Consider the following 21357-nt stretch of genomic DNA (forward strand, 5'->3'; position numbering starts at 1 on the left):
CGCTCAGGATCCGAGAAAACCGGTGAGGTGACGGCCCAGTCGCTCAGGCGCGGCGTGCGGCAGCGCGTGATGGGAGACGTCCGGCAGGATGTCCGTCTCCACGTGCGGCAGCACATCGCCCGCCCGGGCCGCCACCAGGTGCGTGTCATAGGTCCTGCTGCTTCCGGCCAGAAGCAGCAGGACCGACGCGTTCAGCCCGCGCAGTGCGTCCGGCGCCGGGCGGGGACCGGTCACCGGTTTCACGGACGGGAACCCGGCGCCCGCCTCCTGAAGACGGAGCCAGTCGGGGTCCAGCGGAACTCCCCCGGTCTCCCACTCCAGGAACGCGCGGACCCGGCGCGCGGTGGGCCGGAGCAGCATCGGCAGCGCGTGCAGCAGGTACGCCGTCTCGAACCCGGCGAAGCACTGGGTCGGGTCGAGGAGGAACAGACGGCGTACCCGGTCGGGCGCGTGCAGTGCGTAGTGCAGCGCGATCCAGCCGCCGTACGAGTGCCCGCCGAGGTCGACGGCCGGCGTCATCGATGTCACGCCCAGGCCGTCGAGCAGCGCGTCCAGCCAGGCCGTCAGGTCGGCCACGGTGCGCGGGCGCCGGCCGACCAACGGAACGCTGCGGCCCGGGAAGCCGATCAGGTCGACGGCGTGGACGCGGTGGGCGGGGGCGAGCTGGGCGGCCTGGGCGTACCAGGACGCCGAGGTCGCTCCCCCGCCGCCCGGCAGCAGCACGAGCGGACGGCCGTCGGCGGGCCCGCACACATTCACGTACGTCTCCCCGAACGGCGTCGGGACGGTCACCGCCTCCCGGTCCTCGGGCCACTTCGCCATGACCTTGTCGTAGGCGGACTCGAAGCGGTCCCTGTCGTATGGACTCCGGATTCCCATACTGCTCACCTCTCCCTCCCCTCCATTGTCCCCGGGCCGTAGCGGTCGAACTCGGCCTGCACAGTGCCCGGTTCGCGAACCAGAACGGCATGCATCCCACCGACGTACGCGCCCTGATCGCCCTCATGGACGGTGGCCAGGGTCCGCGAGGCCGTGGCCGAGGGCTAACCCCATCGCATACGAGCCGTACGGCAACCGCCGTCTGCGACTGCGAACAGTCGCCCGGGAGTGGGTGGGGTGAATCGCGCCACAGCACCACCCGGTAACACGGGGTTCACCATCGAGCAATGATCGGGAAATCGCATGTTGACAGGCTGCCGGGCATGAATCGCGGCGCTCCAGTGCCGCTGCGCCGCAGCACCCGCAAGTGCGACGAATGACCCACCCCGAAGGATGTGGCCCGTGACCTTCAAGGCTGAGTACATCTGGATCGACGGCACCCAGCCGACGGCCAAGCTCCGTTCCAAGACGAAGATACTGGCCGACGACGCCAAGGGTGCCGAGCTGCCGATCTGGGGCTTCGACGGGTCGTCCACGAACCAGGCCGAGGGGCACTCCTCGGACCGCGTGCTCAAGCCGGTCGCCAGCTTCCCGGACCCGATCCGCGGCGGCGACGACATCCTCGTCATGTGCGAGGTCCTTGAGATCGACATGACGCCGCACGAGTCCAACACGCGTGCCGCGCTCGTCGAGGTCTCCGAGAAGTACGCCGCGCAGGAGCCGATCTTCGGCATCGAGCAGGAATACACCTTCTTCGACGGCGCCCGTCCGCTCGGCTTCCCCGAGGGCGGCTTCCCGGCGCCCCAGGGCGGCTACTACTGCGGTGTCGGCGCCGACGAGATCTTCGGCCGCGAGATCGTCGAGGCCCACCTGGAGAACTGCCTGAAGGCCGGTCTCGCGATCTCCGGCATCAACGCCGAGGTCATGCCCGGCCAGTGGGAGTTCCAGGTCGGCCCGGTCTCCCCGCTGGAGGTCTCCGACCACCTGTGGATCGCCCGCTGGCTGCTCTACCGCACCGCCGAGGACTTCGGCATCTCCGCGACCCTCGACCCCAAGCCGGTCAAGGGCGACTGGAACGGCGCGGGCGCGCACACCAACTTCTCCACGAAGGCGATGCGCGAGGGCTACGACGCGATCATCACCGCGTGCGAGTCCCTCGGCGAGGGCTCCAAGCCCCTCGACCACGTCAAGCACTACGGCGCCGGCATCGACGACCGCCTGACGGGCCTGCACGAGACCGCCCCGTGGAACGAGTACTCCTACGGCGTCTCCAACCGCGGCGCCTCGGTCCGTATCCCGTGGCAGGTCGAGAAGGACGGCAAGGGTTACATCGAGGACCGCCGTCCGAACGCCAACGTCGACCCGTACCTGGTGACCCGACTGATCGTCGACACCTGCTGCGCCGCCCTGGAGAAGGCCGGCCAGGTCTGATCGACCCCCGCTCGCACGCTCGTACCGAGAGGCGTCCACCGTCGTGGTGGGCGCCTCTCCGCGTTCTCGGTGACGTTGCGGACGTGTGTCTGGTTCAATGGGCGCATGGGCAACTACCAGAAGTGCGGAGCGACGGGTCGCCATGACCTTGAGCCCTTCTGGCCTTCCCGTCAGCACCATGACTTCGACCGGGTGTGTTGTCGCGCGATGAACGCGCCGGCCCTCTAAAGCCGTACCACCCTCGGCCTCCGGCCTGCGCGACTCGACGTACGTCCCTCGACGAACCTCTCGCGCGAAAGAGCTGACCTCTCATGGCGATCATCCGTTCTCTCCCCGCTCTCCCCTCCACCACGCTCGACGCCCCCGCTCCGAACGCTCCACGGCACCATCTCCGCGCCGTGGACCGGGACGAGGTGATCGACGTGACGGAGTTCCTTCCGCCGGGTGCCACCTGGCTGCCCGCGCCCCCGCACACACTGCCCACGCTGCCGGGGCAGCCGCCGATGGTCGGGTACCTGGTCCTCATCCCGGCCGACAGCCCGCACCTCGCCCGGACCAACCCGGTCACGCAACTCCCCGACGAGGCCGAACCCCTCGTCCGCATCGACACCCTGCAGCGCACCGCCCAGCTGAACGGCTCTGAACTCGACCTCACGTACCTGGAGTTCGAGCTTCTCGCCCACCTCGTCGCGCACCCCAACCGGGTGCACACGCGCGACCAGCTGGTCACCACGGTGTGGGGCTACGGACACGTGGGCGACGGCCGTACCGTCGACGTCCACATCGCCCGGCTGCGCCGCAAGCTGGGCGTCGAGCACCGCAAGGCGATCCAGACGGTGCGGCGGGTCGGGTACAAGTACACGCCGCCGACCGCCCGTTGATCGTCTGCTGACGGCAGATCCGTGTTCCGTTCCGTGACCCGCGCGGGCAGAGTCGCCGGTATGAGACTTCTGGTGCTGGGCGGTACGGAGTTCGCGGGACGGGCCGTCGTGGAGGCTGCCCTCGGTCGGGGCTGGGAGGTGACCGTCCTCAACCGGGGCCGGCACGAACCCCCGGCCGGGGTACGGGCGTTGCGAGGTGACCGCACCGCGCCCGGCGGGCTCGCCGCGCTGGCCGAGGGCGAGTGGGACGCCGTGATCGACACCTGGTCGGCGGCGCCGCGTGCGGTCGACGACGCGGCGCGGCTGCTGGCCGACCGGGTGGGCCGGTATGTGTATGTGTCGAGTTGCTCGGTGTACGCGTGGGCGCCGCCCGCGGGGTACGGGGAGGACGCGCCGCTCGTCGAAGGTGCCTTGCCCTCCGCCGACAAGACCGATTACGCGCGTGACAAGCGGGGCGGGGAGCTTGCCGCGCTCGGGGCGTTCGGGGCGGAGCGGTCGGTGTTCGCGCGGGCCGGGTTGATCCTGGGGCCGTACGAGAACATCGGGCGGTTGCCGTGGTGGTTGGGGCGGGTCGCGCGGGGTGGGCCGGTGCTGGCGCCCGGGCCTCGGGATCTTGCCCTTCAGTACGTCGATGTGCGGGATCTCGCGGAGTGGCTGCTGGGTTCGGTGGAGCGGGAGTTGAGCGGGGCGTACAACCTCGTCTCTGCACAGGGGCACGCGACGATGGGGTCGTTGTTGGACGCGTGTGTGCGGGTCACCGGTGGGGCGGCTGAACTGCGGTGGACCTCGGCGGAGGTCGTGCTCGGGGCTGGGATCGAGCCGTGGACTCAGTTGCCGGTGTGGATTCCGGCCGGTAGTGAGGGGTACGACGCGTTGCACAGTGGGGATGTTTCTCGGGCGCTTGCTACGGGGCTGAGGTGCCGGTCTGTTGATGAGACGGTGAGCGATACGTGGCGTTGGTTGCAGAGCGTTGGTGGGGTTGCGCCGCAGCGGGCCGGCCGGCCGGCGGTGGGGCTTGACCCTGCTTTGGAGGCGACGGTGCTTGGGGTTCCGTTGGAGAGGTAGTTCGTTGGCTGCGAGCCGGTGGGGGCTGGGTGCGCAGTTCCCCGCGCCCCTAAAAGCCGCAGCCCGACGGTGTTGCCAGCGCCACCCCCACTATGGTGGGCGGGCCCCGTGACCCGGGCACCCCCGCTCGGCGAGACTGACCGTATGGACACGAACAGCGAGCGTGGGCGGGCCCGGGTCGTTCTCATGGCAGGGCTGCGTGCTCTTGGTCTCGCTCTCCTCTCCCTCTACGGGTCGCTCGTCCTCCTTGTCCTGACCGTCGTGTCCCTTGTGGTCGTTCCGCTCGGTGTCGGGCTGTTCACCACACCCTGGGTGCTCGGCGCTGTCCGCGCCCACGCGAACCTGCGGCGGCTCCTCGGCGCGGAGTGGTGCGCGGTGCGTATTCCGGCGGCGTACCGGTCCGTCCCCGTCGGTGCGCGGCCGTGGACGCGGACCTTCCGCATGCTCGGGGATCCCGCCACCTGGCGGGATCTGCGGTGGCTGCCCGTCGACATGATCGCCGGGTTCGTCACCGCGCTGGTGCCTGCCGCCCTGGTGTTCTATCCGCTGGAGGGGTTCGCGTTGGCGTTCGGGTTGTGGCGGGTGTTCACGGACGGGACGTATGTCGGGTGGTGGTACGGCTTCGTGCCGGTGAGTGGGCAGGGCAGTGCGCTGCTCGCGGGGCTGCTGGGTGTCGCGCTGCTCGTCGCCTCCTACTTCCTGACGCCCGCGCTGCTCCGCGTCCACTTTCTGCTGACGCGTTCCGTGCTCGCCCCGGGGCAGGGTGAACTCGCCGAGCGGGTAAGGGTGTTGACCGAGACGCGGCGTGATGCCGTGGACACCTCGGCCGCCGAGCTGCGGCGTATCGAGCGCGATCTGCACGACGGTGCGCAGGCCCGACTGGTGGCCATGGGGATGGATCTCGGCACGATCGAGGCGCTGTTGGAGAAGAACCCGGCGAAGGCCAGGGAGCTTCTGGCGCGGGCCCGTCAGTCGTCCGTCGAGGCACTGGGCGAGCTGCGCGATCTGGTGCGCGGTATTCATCCTCCGGTGCTGGCGGAACGTGGACTCGGGGATGCCGTGCGGGCGTTGGCGCTGCGGATGCCGGTGCCGACGGAGGTGAGTGCGGAGCTCGGGGGCGGGCGGGCGGACGCGCCCGTCGAGTCGGCCGCGTACTTCGCCGTCAGCGAGGTGCTCACCAATGCCGTCAAGCACTCGGGTGCCGACCGGATCTGGGTCGACCTGCGTCACGCGGAGGGGGCGTTGCGGATCTCCGTCACCGACAACGGCAGGGGTGGCGCCGTGGTCGGGGCGGGGTCGGGACTCTCCGGAGTCGAGCGGCGACTGGGTACATTCGACGGCGTCCTGGCCGTCAGCAGCCCCGCGGGCGGTCCCACCATGGTGACCATGGAGATTCCGTGCGCGTTGTCCTAGCCGAAGACCTGTTCCTGCTGCGGGACGGGCTGGTCAGGCTGTTGGAGGCCTACGACTTCGAGATCGTCGCGGCGGTGGAGAGCGGGCCCGAACTCACCAGGGCGCTGGCCGAGTTGGCGCCCGACGTGGCCGTGGTCGACGTACGGCTGCCGCCCACGCACACCGACGAGGGGCTGCAGTGCGCGTTGCAGGCGCGGCGGGAGCGGCCGGGGCTGCCGGTGCTCGTGCTGTCGCAGCACGTGGAGCAGTTGTACGCGCGGGAGCTGCTCGCCGACGGGACCGGCGGGGTGGGCTATCTGCTGAAGGACCGGGTGTTCGACGCGGAGCAGTTCGTGGATGCCGTGCGAAGGGTGGCGGGTGGTGGGACGGCGATGGATCCGCAGGTCATTCAGCAGTTGCTGGCGCGGCGGGCCGCCGACGACCGGCCGCTGGGGCGGTTGACGCCCCGGGAGATCGAGGTGCTCGAACTGATGGCGCAGGGGCGGTCGAACGCGGCGATCGCGGGGCAACTCGTCGTCACGGAACGGGCGATCGGGAAGCACACGTCCAATATTTTCGCCAAACTGGGACTGGAAGTCTCGGACGACGACAATCGCCGCGTGCTGGCGGTATTGGCCTATTTGGACCAGGGACGCTGAGTACTAGCTGTGAGTCGATCACAACTGCCGGTGTTTAAGGGCCAGTTGGGAGGGGACTTATGCAAGAACCTCTCATCAATTTCTGAGACGGCTGAACACTCCTGGGACCCACTGCGTATCTGAGGGAGCCGCTTCACTCCTGTCGGGCGCCTCGCTGCCCCGCAAGGAAGTCAGAGGAGTTCCATGGGACGCAATGATCGTAAACGCCGTACGCCGCTGGCCACCAAGGCCATTGCCGCATCGGCTGCCCTAGCGCTCGGTGGGGGCGGGCTGCTCTGGGCACAGATGAACGCTTCGGCGCACGAGTCCAACTCGGGCCAGAACTCGACCAAGGCCGCCACCGCGGCAGCACAGGTCGCGACGATCGCCTGCCCGGACGTCGGCCAGCAGCTGACGAACGTGCCGCAGAAGGCTCGTCAGGGTGTCGCCACCGAGCTGGCGAACCTGGACAAGCAGATCACCGAGGCCTACGCCCGGCTCGCCTCGACGCGTCAGGCTCAGGCGAACGACGCGAGCTTCGTGCAGAACGCGATCGTCGGCCCCCTCAAGGAGAAGCGGGCCGCGACGATCGACCGCATTCGCATCGACATCCAGCGAGTGGGCGGCACCGTCAACGCCACCGCACTGAAGCAACTCGCCGCCTGCACCACGCAGAACGCCACCAACACCACCACGGCGGGTCGTGGCGGCGGTCGGGGCAACGGCGGCGGCAAGAACAACGGCGGCGGGCAGAACACCGCGGCACCGAGCGCGAGTGCGAGCGCCAGTGCCTCCGCGGCGCCCCCCGCCAACAACGGTGGCCAGGCCGGCAACGGCCCGACGGCGGCCGACTTCGTGGACATCACGAAGGTGGCGAACAACGTGCTGGCGAAGCCGCAGAACAGCGGCCAGGCTTCGACCGGTTCGTTCACCACCAAGTGCGGTGTCAACGCGAACAAGAACCACAACACCGACAACGTCATCGTGGCGCCCGGCGTGACCAACGGCGCGCACCACGAGCACGACTACGTCGGCAACCAGAAGGTCAACGCGTTCTCCACGAACGACTCGCTGCTGGCCGCCCCCTCCAGCTGCCAGAACCAGAGTGACCTCTCGGCGTACTACTGGCCGGTCGTGCGTGTGCAGGACGGCTCGCAGGAGTTCGACGCGAACGCGCTCGGCGGTGGCAAGGAAGGCAACGTCGGCAAGATCCTGACGCCGGCCCAGGCGCAGATCAAGTACGTCGGTTCGCCGGCCAGCAAGGTCGTCGCGATGCCGCAGTTCCTGCGCATCATCACCGGTGACGCCAAGACCCTCACCAACGGTCTGGCGAACGCCAACGCGCACTGGAGCTGCACCGGCTTCGAGAACAAGGTCCAGCTGACCGAGCAGTACCCGATCTGCCCGCAGGGCAGTCAGGTGGTCCGCACCTTCGCCTTCCAGAGCTGCTGGGACGGCGTGAACATCGACAGCGCCAACCACCGTACGCACGTGGCCTTCGCGGACCCGGCGAGCGGTGTCTGCGGGAACGGCTTCAAGGCCATCCCGCAGCTGACGATGCGCCTGGTCTACAACATCACGCCCCCCACCCTCCAGGCGGACGGCACGGTGAAGAACGCCTACGCGGTGGACGGTTTCCCGGAGCAGCTGCACAAGGCTTCGACCGACCACGACGACTTCATCAGCGTCACCAAGAACAACCTGGCGGCGAAGATCGCCAACTGCGTGAACTCCGGCCAGAAGTGCCAGTGAGCGCGACTAGCAACCGGTAGGACCCGGTAGCACGAAAGCGGGCGGTGGGTTTCTCCCACCGCCCGCTTTCGTGTGTCCGTACGAGGAGTTCAGCTGGTGTGCTTCGAGTGGTCGGTGCCGATCTCCTCGTCGCCGCCGAGCGTGGTCTGCAGCTTCTTGACGATCTTGTCGGTGCCGACGGCGACCCACTTGCGGCCGACGAGGTAGAAACCGCCGTAGTCCTTGGCGTCGTTGATCCACTCGCGCTGACCGCGGTCGGTGGCGAAGGTCGCGAGGACGAACTTGCCGTAGCTCATCTTGCAGATGGCCTGGCGGAGTTCGTCGGCGTCGGTCTGGATGTCGGGCGTGCACTTCACCTTGGCCGCCAGGCTCTCCAGGCTGCCGGTGGCCGCCGTCGGTATGGTCGCGGCCTTGGTGTCGGCGCCGCAGCCCACCAGCGCCAGCGCCGCCGTGGCGCCGGCCACCGCGAGCATCGGTCGGGTCAGCCTCATCTGTCGTTCCTCCGGTCGTCCGGTCAGCAGCATGCCGCAGTCGGCCCCGGCGAGGGGCCTTCTCCTCCGATACGGCTCCGGGGCGCCCCGCGCTCAAATCCATGGTCATCGGCTGTACACGTGTGCGAAGGTGGCGCCCGTGAACCAAGACTGGGAAGACCGTGTGACCGCCGCCTGGGCGACCTTCGACGCGTATCCGGAGGAGCGGGCGGCCGAGTTCCGGGCCGTGATCGACGCGCTCGTCGCCGAGCTGCCGGACGGCGGTCCGCTGGGCCTGTTCGAGCGGGCCAGTGCCTGGGACTCGACGGGGCACTCGGACAGGGCGGCTCCGCTGTACCGGGAGGCGCTGGCGCTCGGGCTGAGCGAGCAGAGCGGTTACAAGGGCCGTCGCGCGAAGATCCAACTCTCCAGTTCGCTGCGGAACATCGGGCAGGCGGAGGAGGGCGTCAAGCTGCTCACTCCCGAACTCGACGGCCCCTCGGACGAGTTGGACGACGCGGTACGCGCGTGTCTCGCCCTGTGTCTGTCCAGCCTGGGCCGCGACCGCGAGGGCCTGTCCCTCGTGCTGGGCGCCCTCGCACCCCATCTGCCGCGCTACCAGCGGTCGATGGCGAACTACGCGCGGGCGCTGGTCGAGCCGGAGGACTGAGTCGCCCGGGTGGCGGTGACCAACTCACCATTCGCTCGTTTTGCTGAACGTGCAGTCACAGGATGTCGCCCAGCGCCCCGCAGCTTCACCCACCGACCCGGTCGTCGATGTCGAACAGGCCGAGGCCGCGCTCGTCGAGCACTATCCACGGCTCGTCCGGCTCGCCTATCTGGTGCTCCCCCCGAGCCTCGGCCGCAACCGGCGCGTCCTGACCGCGCACGCCCTCACCCAACGCGCCCTGCCCAGAGGCCGCGCGTCGGCATCGGCGATCCCGGCCCAGTCGACCGGCCGGGACGGCGACCCGGGCTACGCCTTCGTCCGGCTCCGGGTCGTGCGTACGGCACTGGAGGCGGGCCTGCCCCTGTCGTTCCGGGCGTGGCCCAAGCGGTCCCAACTCCCGCCGCTGCTCCCCCAGGTGTGGGGCCTGCGGCTCTTCCCGCGCTCGGGCGGCGCCGACGAACTCGCCCTGGACCAGCGGCTGTCGGCCCTGTCCGGCCCGGCCCGTGCGGTGTACGTGCTGCGCGGCCTGGAGAAGCTGCCCGACGGCGACGTACGCAGGGTGCTCGCGGCAGCCGGCGTAGACGCAGAAGAGGTGGACGAGGCGCTGGGCGAGGCCGACGAGACGCCCGCGCAGTACGAGCTTCTCAACTCCCCCGAGTTCGACCCCTGTTCGCTGCACGCGCGGCCCACCGACCTGATGCGCCGCCGCCAGCACGGCAAGGCGGCGCTCGCCGCCGCGGCGGCCGTCGCCGTGTGCGGTGCGCTGCTCGTGCTGCCCGGCGGCGGCTGGGGCCCGGACGGTGCCGCCGCGCCCGCCTACGCGGAGAACCCGGCGGCCGAAGCCGCCCTGAACCCGGGCAAGTTGACGAGGATCGCGCCCACCGCGTGGGAGGTGTCCGCGCGCAAGGACTTCTCCGTCTGGCCCGCCCGCGGCGACCTCACCGAGGACACCGCCCTGCTGCGCCGCGCCCTCGCGGTCTGGGCCCGCCCCGGCGAGTCCGTCCAGGTCTCGGCGACCCCCGGCACCCAGTCCGGCGGCCCGGCCGGACCGGCCCAACTCCTGTACGCGGGAACGGTCGACAACGCGCGCGTGGTGATCCTCTACGACGGTCTGCGCATCGCCCGCTACGCCGAGCCGAAGGACGGCACCAAGGGAGCCGCGCTTGACTTCGCGCGGGTCGACGGCGCGACCGGCACCGAGGCGAACGCGGTGGTCCTGGACCGGGCCGACGGCAACGTCCGTTATCTGACGGCCCCTTGGGTGAAGAAGGCGGCCGAGCGGGACCTGCTGAAGCCTCGTGCCGGCGCACTGCCCATGACCCTCACCGACGGGATCACCTCGCCGCTGGCCAGCCCGGCCCAGGAGACCGGCGCGTGCACGTCGTGGAACGTGCTCCAGCTGACCGACGACACCGGCACCCGCCTGATGAGCGACCTCGGCGAGCTGGTCCCGGCGCACCTCACCGCGGGGCGGCCCGGGGCGGCCCGCGAGGTGTCCGGTGCGGAGGCGCAGCACGCCTGGGCACCCTTCGCCTGCTCCCTCGGCGCGATGCGCTCGCTGGGCGTACGGTCCGTGAACGCCTGGCAGTACGCCGCGCAGCCGCTGCCCGACGCGAGCGGTGCGGCGGCGTGGGTGTGCACGCGGGCCGAGACCTGGCGGGGCGGCGGCGAGCGGGTGCTGGCGCAGTTCCGCACGCCGGGCGGCACGTACGGCGCGGTCGCCGCGAAGGCGCAGGACGTGGCGGCGTGCGGGGCGCGTGACCCGCACGTACTGGCCGGAGTGCTGTGGAAGTCGGCGGCGGGCAACTGGTTCCTGCTGGCCGCGGGCAGCAAGGGCACGGAGACGGTCACGGCGACGGGCGGCGTGACCGGCTCGGCGCGGGGCGGCCTGCTGGCCGTGAAGACGAAGCAGGGCGTTCAGGCCGAGCTGAAGGGGACGCTGGGCGACGGCAGCACGATCAGCGGCCTCCGCTAGACATCCATCGACCCGCGCTAGCTGACACTCGCGTCAACAAGTCCCCGCACAAGGGTTCCGCACGGACTTACCCGTCAGTACATTGACGCCATGTCCAACAAGCCGCTCAAGGCCCGAAAGGTGTCCTTCTCCTGGGAGGGCACCCCGCTGCACTGGGTGCCCGGTGATCCGTTCACCACGCACACGATCAATGTGCTGCATCTGCTGCTGCCCGCCGGTGAGCGGTGGTTCGTGCACGTCTACAAGCAGGTGCTGCCCCTCATCCGGGACGAGCGACTACGCGCGGACGTCATCGGGTTCATCGGCCAGGAGGCGATGCACTCCCAGGCGCACGACGAGGTCCTGCCGCACCTGAAAGAGCTGGGGCTCGACCCGACGCCGTACACCGCGCAGGTCGACTGGTTCTTCGAGAAGCTGCTCGGCGACCGCACCCTGCCGCCGGGCCGGGCCCGCAAGTGGTGGCTGCTGGAGCGGGTCGCGATCATCGCGGCCATCGAGCACTACACGGCGTTCCTCGGCAACTGGGTGCTGAACGCCGAGGAGTTGGACCGGCGCGGCGCCGATCCGACCATGCTGGACCTGCTGCGCTGGCACGGCGCCGAGGAGGTCGAGCACCGCTCCGTCGCCTTCGACCTCTTCATGCACGTCGACGGCAGCTACCGGCGGCGCGCGCGGACCTGGGCGACCGCGTTCGCCGCGCTGATGTTCCTGTGGCAGCGCGGGGCCCGCTTCTTCATGGCGAACGACCCCACCCTCGTCGACGCCCACGCGAGCATCAAGGACTTCTACGTCGCCGGGAGGCGGGGCACCCTGCCCGCGACCGGGGACATGCTCAGGTCGATACCCCGGTATCTGAGCCGCGCCTATCACCCCTCCCAGGAGGGCAGCACCGAGCAGGCCGTCGCGTATCTCGCGTCCTCGCCCGCTGCGGTGGCCGCCGAGAAGAGGGCGGAGTAGTGCCGAAGCCGCTCACCGTCGCCGTCCTGGCCGGCGCCGCACTGCTGACCCGGCGTGCGCTGCGGCGCCGCGTGCAGGCCTCGCCGCTGTGGCCGCTGCCCGCGCTGGACCCGCCGATCTCCGGCCGGCCGCGCACCCGGGCACTGCGGCTACGGGTCGCCGCGCGCGAGACGGTCGCCGACGGGGTCGTACAACTGCGCCTGGAAGGGCGGGACCTGCCGCGCTGGGAACCCGGGGCACACATCGATCTGGTGCTGCCTTCGGGGCTGGTGCGGCAGTACTCGCTGTGCGGGGACCCGGCGGACACCTCGTCGTACACGGTCGCGACGCGGCTGGTCGGGGACGGTCGGGGCGGGTCCCGCGAGGTGCACGAACAGGTGCGGGTGGGCGCGGAGTTGGAGGTGCGGGGGCCACGCAATCGGTTCCCGCTCGTCGACGCGCCCTCGTACGTCTTCGTCGCCGGCGGCATCGGGATCACCCCGGTCCTGCCGATGCTGCGGGCGCTGCCGGAAGGCGTCAACTGGCGTCTGCTGTACGCGGGTCGGACGCGGGAGTCGATGCCGTTCCTGACGGAGGTCGAAGAACTCGGTGCGGAGCGAGTGACCGTCGTAGCCGGACTGCCCGATCTCGACGGGCAGTTGGCCGATGTACCCGAGGGAGCTGTCGTCTACTGCTGCGGCCCCGAGGGGCTCATGGCGGCCGTCGCGGAGCGCTTCCCGGACGTGCGGCTCGAACGGTTCGCGCCCCGGGCCTCGCTGGGCGGGGACGCGCCCTTCGAGGTCGAACTCCGGCGCAGCGGGCGGACGTTGACCGTGCCCGCCGACTCCACGGTGCTGGCCGCCGTACGGGCGGAGCTGCCCGACACGGTCTACTCCTGCGAACAGGGGTTCTGCGGAACCTGCCGACAGCGGGTCGTGGAAGGGGAGGTGGAGCACCGGGACGAGCTGCTGACGGACGCGGAGCGTGATGACTCGATGCTGATCTGTGTATCCCGGTCCCGTGGTGAGCGAATCGTGTTGGATATGTGAACGACCTTGGGTGGACCGGGCCGTTGAGGGCCGGTTCCGATCGGTAAGGTGTTCGCATGAGTACCGGGGTTCGCCGCAGAATGGGAGTCGAGGAACGGCGACAGCAGTTGATCGGCGTCGCTCTCGACCTGTTCAGCCATCGCTCGCCCGACGAGGTCTCCATCGACGAGATAGCCGCGGCTGCGGGGATCTCGCGACCACTCGTCTACCACTACTTTCCCGGCAAACTCAGCCTGTACGAGGCCGCGTTGCAGCGCGCCTCGGACGATCTCGCCGGGCGGTTCGTGGTCCCCGAGGAGGGCTCGCTGGGGTCGCGGCTGCTGCGGGCGATGGGCCGTTTCTTCGACTTCGTGGACGACCACGGGCCCGGTTTCGCGGCGCTGATGCGCGGCGGCCCTGCGGTCGGATCGTCCACCACCAACGCCCTCGTCGACGGGGTGCGGCAGGCCGCGTACCTCCAGATCCTCTCCCACCTGAAGGTCCAGGACCCGCCCGCCCGGCTGGAGTTGGTGATCCGCTCCTGGATCTCGCTCGTCGAGTCGACGGCACTGATCTGGCTGGACGGCAGGCGCATCCCGCGCGCCGAGCTGGAACGCCAACTCGTGCACGACTTCGGGGCGTTGGCCGCGGTGAGCGCCGCGTACGACGCGGAACTGAGCGGACTGCTGCGCGAGTCGCTCAGGAACGAGCCGGGCGACGGGCCGTTCAGCGACCTCGTCGTCCGGCTGATCGCGCTGGCGTCCTAGCGGCCGTACAACAACAAGCTCTAGCGCTCGAACTTCCGGTAGGACGCGTCCAGTTCGCGTACCTCGGCGGAGGCGTGCAGCACGGAGCCGTCCTCGTCGATGTACTCGCGGAGCAGTTCCAGGACCTTCTCGGTCAGCTTGGCCTTGGTCTCCTCGGTGCGCCCGGCGAGCAGGCCGAGGGTGACGTGCACGACGGTGTGTCCCAGCTCGTCGAGACCCTCGTATCCGAAGGCCGTGTACTCGCTCGGGCGGAACTGGGTCTTGCACGCCTCCGGCTTCGCGGCCGCGATCTCGACGACCGCCTCGTGCAGCGCACGGGAGAAACCGTCCTGGTCGAAGGAGATCGTGTGGGAGTGGTCGACGGTGATCTGCGGCATGGGATTCCCCTGTTCTAGGCCAACAACGGGCTCACCCTAGCCGCAGCGCCAGCATCGCGATGTCGTCGTCCCGGTCGACGCCGAAGCAGTCGAGGAGGGTGTCGCACAGGGCGTCCAGGCCGGGCAGGGCGCCGGAGGCGGCTGCGCGGAGGTGTTCCATGGAGGCCGTGAGGTCCGTGCCACGGGTCTCGATCAGGCCGTCGGTGATCATGAGGAGCCGGTCGGTGGGTTCGAGGAACAGTTCGGTGGGTGGCGGATGGGAGAGGCCCACGCCGAGCAGCGGGCCGGCCGCCTTGGCGTAGTCGGCGCTGCCGGAGTCCCGGATGATCAGCGGGGGGATGTGGCCCGAGTTGGAGATGAGGGTGCGTCCGGTGTCCGGGTAGACGAGGGCCAGGCAGACGGTGGCCGTGGTCTCCGGGTGGTAGTGCTGGAGCATCCGGTCCAGCCGCTCGGCGAGGACGCTCGGGTCGCTCTCGTCGACGCTGTAGGCGCGCAGCGCGTGCCGTATCTCCACCATGACGGTGGCCGCCTCCAGCGAGTGCCCGACGACGTCGCCGACGGCGAAGAGCACTCCCCCGCCGGCCTTCAGGACGGCGTAGAAGTCGCCGCCGATCTCGGTGTCCTGGGACGCGGGGACATACCGTACGGCGACGTCGACGCCCGGGAGTTCGGGCAGCCGGTCCGGCTTGGGCAGGAAGCTGCGCTGGAGGGTGAGGGCGACATGCCGTTCCACCTGGTACATGAGGAGCGGTTCGGCGGCGAGCGCGGTGGCCTGGGCGAGTTGCGCCAGCAGTGCCCCGGCCTCGGGGCCCACCCGGCGCAGCCCGCGGGTGGGGGCGGCGAGGCAGACCGGGGCCCTGCCCTCCTGGGTGAGGACCAGCGCCAGCCGGGCGTCGTGTTCCACGCCGGGCCGGAAGAACCCGGTGGGCCACAGCGGCGCGGGCACCGTGGTGATCTGCACCCCGGACTGCCCCTGGGAGAGCCGCCGCAGCAGCCGGGCCACGGTCCGGTCGGCCCCCTCGCCCGGCAGCGCGACGGAGGTGCGGTCCCGGGGAAGGCCGCGGTACAGCTGGTCGTCCCGGTCGAGGACGAACACGGCGGCGGGGGTGCCGGTGAGCCGTGCGGTGCCGTCGGCGGCGACCTCGACGAGTTCCTGGAGGGAGCGCGCCGCCTGGATGGTGACGATCATCTCCGACAGCAGGGTCAGCCGCCGTACGAGCGCCTGGTCGTCGGCGCGCAGCCGGGCGGCGCGGACCGCGGACCGGACCGCCGCCTCGATCTCCTCGGGCTCCGCGGGCACGGTCAGAAAGGCCTCGTCGCCCGCGTCGAGCGCCTGGCAGCGGTCGCGCGGGGGCGCGGCGAGGGCCGAGACGTGCACGACCGGCAGGCCCGCCATGCGCGGCCGTTCCTTGAGCAGCCGGCACAGTTCGAACCCGCTCATGTCCGGCAGGTGCACATCGATCAGCGCTACGTCGGGCAGGTTGCCCTTGCGCAGCCGCACATCGAGTTCGTCGAGCGCCTCGGCGCCGCTGCCGACCGCGAGGACCCGATGGCCGGCGCGGCTCAGCACACTTTCGACCGCGAACCGGCTCGCCGGCTCGTCGTCCACGACCAGTACGGTCGCGTGCGTCAGTTTGCCGTTGACGTCCATTTCTCAGACCTGGCCCTTTGACACACCGGTGGGGCAGGCCGGTGTCCACAGCCTGCCCCACTACGGTAATGCGCTTTCAGGATGTCCGGGTGAATACCGCCACAGTGCGTCCAGGAACGGCGAAGGTGCCCGAATTCTCCGCGTACGAGGCCGCCTTCACGGTGGCGTCCGCACCTGCGGCCTGCACCGGGTGCAGCCGGTAACCGCTGCCCGCGAGGGAGCCCACCGTCTGCTCCTGCGTACTCGGCGTCGCGTTGAACACGACCACGAGATCACCGAGTTCCATGGTGATCACCCCGGGCGTCTCGTCCTTCCCCGACAGCGGGAACGACAGCTTCGCCTGCACCTGCCCGGCCGTGTCGAGCGAGAAGACGGGTTCCGTCGTACGGATCTTCAGCAGATCCTGATACGCGGCGGAGGTCCCCTCGATCTGCCCGCAGCCGACCTTGACCGACGTCAACAGGCCTTTCGCGTACGGCCACTTGGACTCGTTGTCGGCCGCCATCGGCAGCCCCTGCCCGAAGCCGTTGCCGTCCGCGCAGTTCCAGTGGATCGCGTTGAACCAGTCTCCGCTGTCAAACGAGTTGCGGTCCAGGGACTTGGAGCGCAGCAGGTCGGTCCCGGCCTGGGAGAGGGACGGCCCCTGCGACAGGGTCGCCGTGGCCATCGCTAGGACCTGCATCCGGGCCCGGTCGGCGGCGGTCGTCGTGGCGGGCAACTTGTAGGTCAGCGCGTCGAACAGGGACTCGTTGTCGTGCGCGTCGACGTAGGCGAGGGCGTCGCCGGGCGCGTCCGCATATCCGGCGGGAGCGCCGTTGTAGTCGATCTCGGCGCCGGTGACGTCCTTCCCGTCGGTGTCGGTGAAGCGGTACTTGGCGAGGTTGCCGCTCAGACCGACCTTGATGAGGTCCTGGTAGTGCAGGAGGCGGGCCTTCTGCTCGGCCGAAGTGCCGTTCGCCGTAGAGGAGTTGGGGTCGGTGTAGAGCCCGGAGGCGAAGCCCTGCACCCCCGGGTCCGCGTCGAAGGGGCTGCCGCCGCGCACGGCGTCACGGGCCCGGTCGGAGAAGGTCGCGATGCCGGTGCCTGCCATGTTCTTCTGCGTGGCCTGCACGAAACGGGCGTCGTCGGCGACCTCGCCGAAGTTCCAGCCCTCGCCATACATGATGATCTTCTTGCCGTCGACGCCGTCCCTCGCGAGCGTCAGCGCGTCAAGTGCCTTGCGTACGGCGAGGATGTTGGCCTTCGGCTGGTGCCCCATGAGGTCGAAGCGGAAGCCGTCGACCTTGTACTCCTTGGCCCAGGTGACCACGGAGTCGACGACCAGCTTGCCCATCATGGCGTTCTCGGTGGCCGTGTTGGCACAGCAGGTGGAATTGGCCACACTGCCGTCGGCGAGGAGCCGCTGGTAGTAGCCGGGCACGATCTTGTCCAGGACCGAGTAGTCCGCCTGCCCGCCGGCCGCCGTGTGGTTGTAGACCACGTCCATGACGACCCGGAGCCCGTCCTCGTTCAGCGACTTGACCATCTTGCGGAACTCGACGGTACGGCCGGTGCCGTCCGGGTCGGTCGCGTACGAACCCTCGGGGACCGTGAAGTGGTACGGGTCGTAACCCCAGTTGTAGGCGTCCTTCGCGGCGACGGCCGCCACGCACTCCTGCTGCTTCTGCGAGTCGGCGGCGTAGGAGGCGAGGTCGCAGTCGGTGGTGGACTGCTCGGACTTCTTCTCCGGGATGGTCGCGATGTCGAAGGCGGGCAGCAGATGCACGTACGACGTGCCGGACTCGGCCAGCTCGCGCAGGTGCTTCGAGCCGTCGCTGTTCTTGTCCGTGAAGGCGAGATAGGTCCCCTGGTCCTTCGTGGGGACCGTCTTGTCCGCGACGGAGAAGTCCCGGATGTGCAGTTCCTGGATCTCGGCGTCCTTCAGCGCCACCGCCTTGGGCTTCTCCAGGGACGACCAGCCGCTCGGGGCAAGGGACTTGGCGTCGAGGTCGACGACGAGGCTGCGCTCGGAGTCGGCGGTGAGGGCGACCGAGTAGGGGTCGGTGACCTCGTTGGTGACGACCTTCTGGACGGTCGGCGCCCACACCTTCACGACGTACCGGTACGGCTTGTTCTTCCAGGAGGCCGGACCGGTGACGGACCAGACGCCGGTGGTAGCGTTCCGGCTCATCTTCTTGAGCGAGCCGTCGAGGTCGAGCGACACGCTCTGCGCGGTCGGCGCCCAAACGGCCAGCGTGGGACGACCGTTGTGGAAGGTCGGGCCCAGGTCGGCCTTGGTCGCGTCGGCGTACACGTCGTCGAGGACACCGGCGATCTGCACGCCGGTGGCCGCCAACACCGCGCCGTTCACGGCCCGTTGGGAGGCGACGAGCTGACCCTTCAGGGCCTCCCTCACGCGACCCCGGTCACGCGGATCGACCGACCAGGCCGTGTAGTCCTTCAGATAGGGGAACTTGGCCTTCTGGGCGTCGGTGAGCGTGGTCTTCGACAGCCGGAGCCAGCGCTCGTCGTCGCTCGTCAGCGTGCCGTCCTTCACGGCGATCGAACCGTCGTGGGAGTACACGAGTTGGGTGGAGGCAGCCGCGTCGGAGCCGTTCCAGGCGACTGTGTTCCGGTCGATCCAGACCGCCTTGGAGGTGGTCAGGTCGAGGGCCGCCGCACTGCCCGCGGGCTGCGGCAGGAGGTACTTCTCCTGGCCGTTCAACAGCCACACCTCGTAGCCGTTGGACTTGATGTCCAGCGACTGGTCGGCGGAGAGGTCCTTCTCGTCACCCTTGTGGATGATGTAACTGAGGCTGGTGGCGCCGGAGTTGAGCGGCACCTCGAAGACAGCGCCATACGCGTCAGTCTTCACCGGCTGCAGCGGGCTCGACCAGTCCGTGGGACTCGCGGCACCCGTCCAGACATGCAGCCCCCAGCCGGTGTAGTCGCCGTCGGCACGGTGGTAGTGGATGACGGCCTTGGCGGTGTCCTGCGCCGGGTAGTCGGGCCGCTGCGTCTGTACGGCCTCCTTGCCCTGCTCGATCCACACCTCTCCGGTCTGCGTGACGTCGATCGAACGGTCGACGGAGACGTCCTTGTTGCCGTCCTTGTCGATCACCAGGAAGCTGACGTTCGAGGCGCCGGGCTTCAACTTGACGTAGGCGAAGGCTCCGTAGGCGTCCCGTCCGACGAAGGGGTGACTGGCCGGCCAGGTCGTCGCCTCGCCGTCGGCGAGGTCGCCCCAGGCGTACAGGCCCCAGTTGTCGTAGTCGCCGTCGGTGCGCTTGTAGTGGACGATCGCATAGTCGCGGGAGGAGGCGGTGGGGACCTCTTCGGCGGGCGGGGTACCGGAGGTGGAGGCGGCCGTCGCGCTCGCCGTACGCCCGGTCGAGTCGACCACAACTGCCTTGTAGCGCAGGGTGGTTCCGGCCGGTACGTCCTTCCCGATGGCCTGCGTGACCTTGTACGGGGCGTGGTCGGCGGAGCCCAGCGTCTGCCACTTGCCGTTGCCTGTCTGGGCGGCGAAGACGACCCGGTTGAGCTGACCGCCGGTGACGTCTGCGCTCAACTCGACGGTGCCGGTGGCGCCCGTGTCCGGGGCCTTGAGGGTGATCGTGGGGTTGGTGACGGGCTTGGCGAGGGCGCCGGCCGCCTTGAGGACGATCGCCGTACCGGCAGGGACGGTGACGGTCACCTTGTTGTCGGCGCCGCTCGTCGCGGTGGCCGAAGTGCCGTAGATCCCCCGGTACTTCATGTCCGCCGAACCGGTCGCGAAGGTCACCGTCTTCGCCGAGTCGGCGTTGTTGAGGGCGACGACGTACTCCGAGGCGCCACTTGTCCGCGTGAAGGCATAGACACCGGCGCCGTCGGCCGCGTAGCGCTCGGTCTGGACGCCGTCGGTCAGTGCCGGGTTGTCCGCGCGCAGCTTGGAAAGAGCCACAATCTGCTTGTAGAGCGGGGCAGTTGGGTCGTACGCGTCGCTGGCGGCGGTCCGGTCGGTGCCGATCTCGTCGTCGTCGAGATAGTCCGCGACCTTCGACGCGAACATCGTCTGGCGGGCGTCCTTGTCGCCGCCGGAGCCGGTGAAGCCCTGTTCGTCGCCGTAGTAGACGACGGGGTTGCCGCGGCTGAGGAACATCAGCTCGTTGGCGAGCTTGTCCTTGGCGAGGAGTTGGGCGTCGGTGGCCTTCGGGTTGTCCTGGTCGAGGAAGTAGCCGATGCGGCCCACGTCGTGGTTGCCGAGGAAGGTGACCTGCTCGTACGCGTTCGCCTTGTCGGTCGTGTACTTGTAGTCGTCGCCGAAGACGCTCGCGAGTTTCTGTGCGCTGCCGTTCTGGGAGGCGTAGCTGCGGGCCGCGTCCTGGAAGGGGAAGTCGAGCGTGGCGTCGAGGCGGCCCTGGGTGACGTACGGCGAGGTGATGGACGTGTCGGCGGAGTAGACCTCGCCGAACATGAAGAAGTTCTTCCGGCCGTGCTGGGCCGCGTACTTGTCGAGTGCGGTGGCCCACTGGGTCCAGAAGTCCATGTCGACGTGTTTCACGGTGTCGATGCGGAAGCCGTCGACGTCGAAGTCGCGGACCCACTTCTCGTAGATCTTCTCCATGCCGCTGACGACCTCGGGACGTTCGGTCCACAGGTCGTCGAGGCCGGAGAAGTCGCCGTAGGTGGCGTTCTCGCCGACGTAGGTCGAGTCGCCGCGATTGTGGTACATCGTCGGGTCGTTGAGCCAGGACGGGACCTTCACGTCCGCCTTGTCGGCGGGGACGGTCGGGGCCTTCGGGAAGGAGGCCGTGGAGACGGTCGGGAAGGTCTTCTTGCCGTCCGCGTAGTCGGCGTCGTCGAAGGGCTGCCCGTCCTTGGTCAGGTAGGGGAAGGCGCCCTTGGAGAGGTAGTCGTAGGACTTGCCCTCGTAGTCGACGACGTCGGCGGTGTGGTTGGTGATGACGTCGAAGAAGACCTTCATGCCCTTGGTGTGGGCCTTGGAGATGAGGGTGGCGAGGTCCTTGTTGGTGCCGAAGTGCGGGTCGACCTTCGTGAAGTCCGTTATCCAGTAACCGTGGTAGCCGGCGGAGGCGTTGCTCCCCGTCCCCTGCACGGCCTGGTTCTTGAAGATGGGGGCCATCCAGATGGCGGTGGTGCCGAGGCCCTTGATGTAGTCGAGCCTGTTGGTCAGGCCCTTGAGGTCGCCGCCCTGGTAGAAGCCCTTGTCGGTGGGGTCGTAGCCGGTGCTGAGGCGTGAACCGGTAAGCCCGCCCTGGTCGTTGGCGGTGTCGCCGTTGGCGAACCGGTCCGGCATCACGAAGTAGAACTGCTCGCGGGTGTCGTCGTGCCGGGCGGGCGTCGACACCAGTTTCGCGTCGGACGGGGGTGCGGGCGGGGTCGCGGCGTGGGCGGCGAGGGGTTGGAGGAACACTGCCGCGAGGACGGTCGCGGCGAGGGCCGCGATCCATCTCGGGGACGGGG

Annotated in this window: 16 protein-coding genes; 11 read left to right on the forward strand and 5 right to left on the reverse strand. The window is 69.6% G+C overall.

Going from position 1 to position 21357, the window contains the following annotated elements:
* Window positions 1-3: 3 nt before the first annotated feature.
* Window positions 4-879, reverse strand: a complete 876-nt coding sequence (locus tag AB0I69_RS27415) for an alpha/beta fold hydrolase (RefSeq protein WP_363098355.1) — start codon at window positions 877-879, stop codon at window positions 4-6.
* Between the two features lie 402 nt (window positions 880-1281).
* Between AB0I69_RS27415 and glnII the strand changes: the two genes are divergently transcribed.
* From glnII to AB0I69_RS27445, 6 genes are all read left to right on the forward strand, one after another.
* On the forward strand, window positions 1282-2310 hold the full coding sequence (gene glnII, locus AB0I69_RS27420; protein ID WP_033284207.1) for a glutamine synthetase: 1029 nt from the start codon (window positions 1282-1284) through the stop codon (window positions 2308-2310).
* 311 nt (window positions 2311-2621) lie between these two features.
* Window positions 2622-3191, forward strand: coding sequence for a winged helix-turn-helix domain-containing protein (locus AB0I69_RS27425; protein ID WP_363098356.1), 570 nt, complete (start codon window positions 2622-2624; stop codon window positions 3189-3191).
* Window positions 3192-3251: 60 nt separating this feature from the next.
* Window positions 3252-4256 carry an NAD-dependent epimerase/dehydratase family protein gene (locus AB0I69_RS27430; protein ID WP_363098357.1) on the forward strand — a complete coding sequence of 335 codons (1005 nt, stop codon included), beginning with the start codon at window positions 3252-3254 and terminating at the stop codon, window positions 4254-4256.
* Between the two features lie 144 nt (window positions 4257-4400).
* Window positions 4401-5669, forward strand: coding sequence for a sensor domain-containing protein (locus tag AB0I69_RS27435; RefSeq protein ID WP_363098358.1), 1269 nt, complete (start codon window positions 4401-4403; stop codon window positions 5667-5669).
* Window positions 5654-6307: a response regulator transcription factor gene (locus AB0I69_RS27440; protein ID WP_363098359.1), complete on the forward strand. Its 654-nt coding sequence runs from the start codon at window positions 5654-5656 to the stop codon at window positions 6305-6307. The genes AB0I69_RS27435 and AB0I69_RS27440 overlap by 16 nt, the downstream gene beginning before the upstream one ends.
* A 183-nt stretch (window positions 6308-6490) precedes the next feature.
* Entirely contained in the window at window positions 6491-8038 is a 1548-nt protein-coding gene (locus AB0I69_RS27445) for a DUF1996 domain-containing protein (RefSeq protein ID WP_363098360.1), read from the forward strand.
* A gap of 89 nt (window positions 8039-8127) precedes the next feature.
* Here the strand turns inward: AB0I69_RS27445 and AB0I69_RS27450 are convergent, their stop codons facing one another.
* Window positions 8128-8529 (reverse strand): hypothetical protein, encoded by a 402-nt coding sequence (locus AB0I69_RS27450; protein ID WP_262063015.1) that lies wholly within the window; start codon window positions 8527-8529, stop codon window positions 8128-8130.
* Between the two features lie 139 nt (window positions 8530-8668).
* Between AB0I69_RS27450 and AB0I69_RS27455 the strand changes: the two genes are divergently transcribed.
* From AB0I69_RS27455 to AB0I69_RS27475, 5 genes are all read left to right on the forward strand, one after another.
* Entirely contained in the window at window positions 8669-9178 is a 510-nt protein-coding gene (locus tag AB0I69_RS27455) for a tetratricopeptide repeat protein (RefSeq protein ID WP_363098361.1), read from the forward strand.
* 49 nt (window positions 9179-9227) lie between these two features.
* Window positions 9228-11153 carry a hypothetical protein gene (locus AB0I69_RS27460; protein WP_363098362.1) on the forward strand — a complete coding sequence of 642 codons (1926 nt, stop codon included), beginning with the start codon at window positions 9228-9230 and terminating at the stop codon, window positions 11151-11153.
* Window positions 11154-11243: 90 nt separating this feature from the next.
* Window positions 11244-12110: a metal-dependent hydrolase gene (locus AB0I69_RS27465; protein WP_363098363.1), complete on the forward strand. Its 867-nt coding sequence runs from the start codon at window positions 11244-11246 to the stop codon at window positions 12108-12110.
* Complete coding sequence (locus AB0I69_RS27470; protein WP_363098364.1) at window positions 12110-13138, forward strand: PDR/VanB family oxidoreductase; 1029 nt, start codon at window positions 12110-12112, stop codon at window positions 13136-13138. Before AB0I69_RS27465 ends, AB0I69_RS27470 begins: the two co-directional genes overlap by 1 nt.
* 56 nt (window positions 13139-13194) lie before the next feature.
* The gene (locus tag AB0I69_RS27475; protein ID WP_363098365.1) at window positions 13195-13884 is read left to right on the forward strand and encodes a TetR/AcrR family transcriptional regulator; all 690 of its coding nucleotides are present in this window, start codon (window positions 13195-13197) and stop codon (window positions 13882-13884) included.
* Window positions 13885-13904: 20 nt separating this feature from the next.
* On the opposite strand, the gene AB0I69_RS27480 is transcribed toward AB0I69_RS27475, so the two are convergent.
* From AB0I69_RS27480 to pulA, 3 genes are all read right to left on the reverse strand, one after another.
* Window positions 13905-14261: an isomerase gene (locus AB0I69_RS27480; protein ID WP_363098366.1), complete on the reverse strand. Its 357-nt coding sequence runs from the start codon at window positions 14259-14261 to the stop codon at window positions 13905-13907.
* A 31-nt stretch (window positions 14262-14292) separates the two neighbouring features.
* Complete coding sequence (locus tag AB0I69_RS27485; protein WP_363098367.1) at window positions 14293-15912, reverse strand: fused response regulator/phosphatase; 1620 nt, start codon at window positions 15910-15912, stop codon at window positions 14293-14295.
* A 76-nt stretch (window positions 15913-15988) separates the two neighbouring features.
* Window positions 15989-21307, reverse strand: coding sequence for a pullulanase-type alpha-1,6-glucosidase (gene pulA, locus AB0I69_RS27490; RefSeq protein ID WP_363098368.1), 5319 nt, complete (start codon window positions 21305-21307; stop codon window positions 15989-15991).
* Window positions 21308-21357: the final 50 nt, after the last annotated feature.

This window comes from Streptomyces sp. NPDC050508 (assembly GCF_040655155.1).
In the GTDB taxonomy this organism is placed as follows: Bacteria; Actinomycetota; Actinomycetes; order Streptomycetales; family Streptomycetaceae; genus Streptomyces.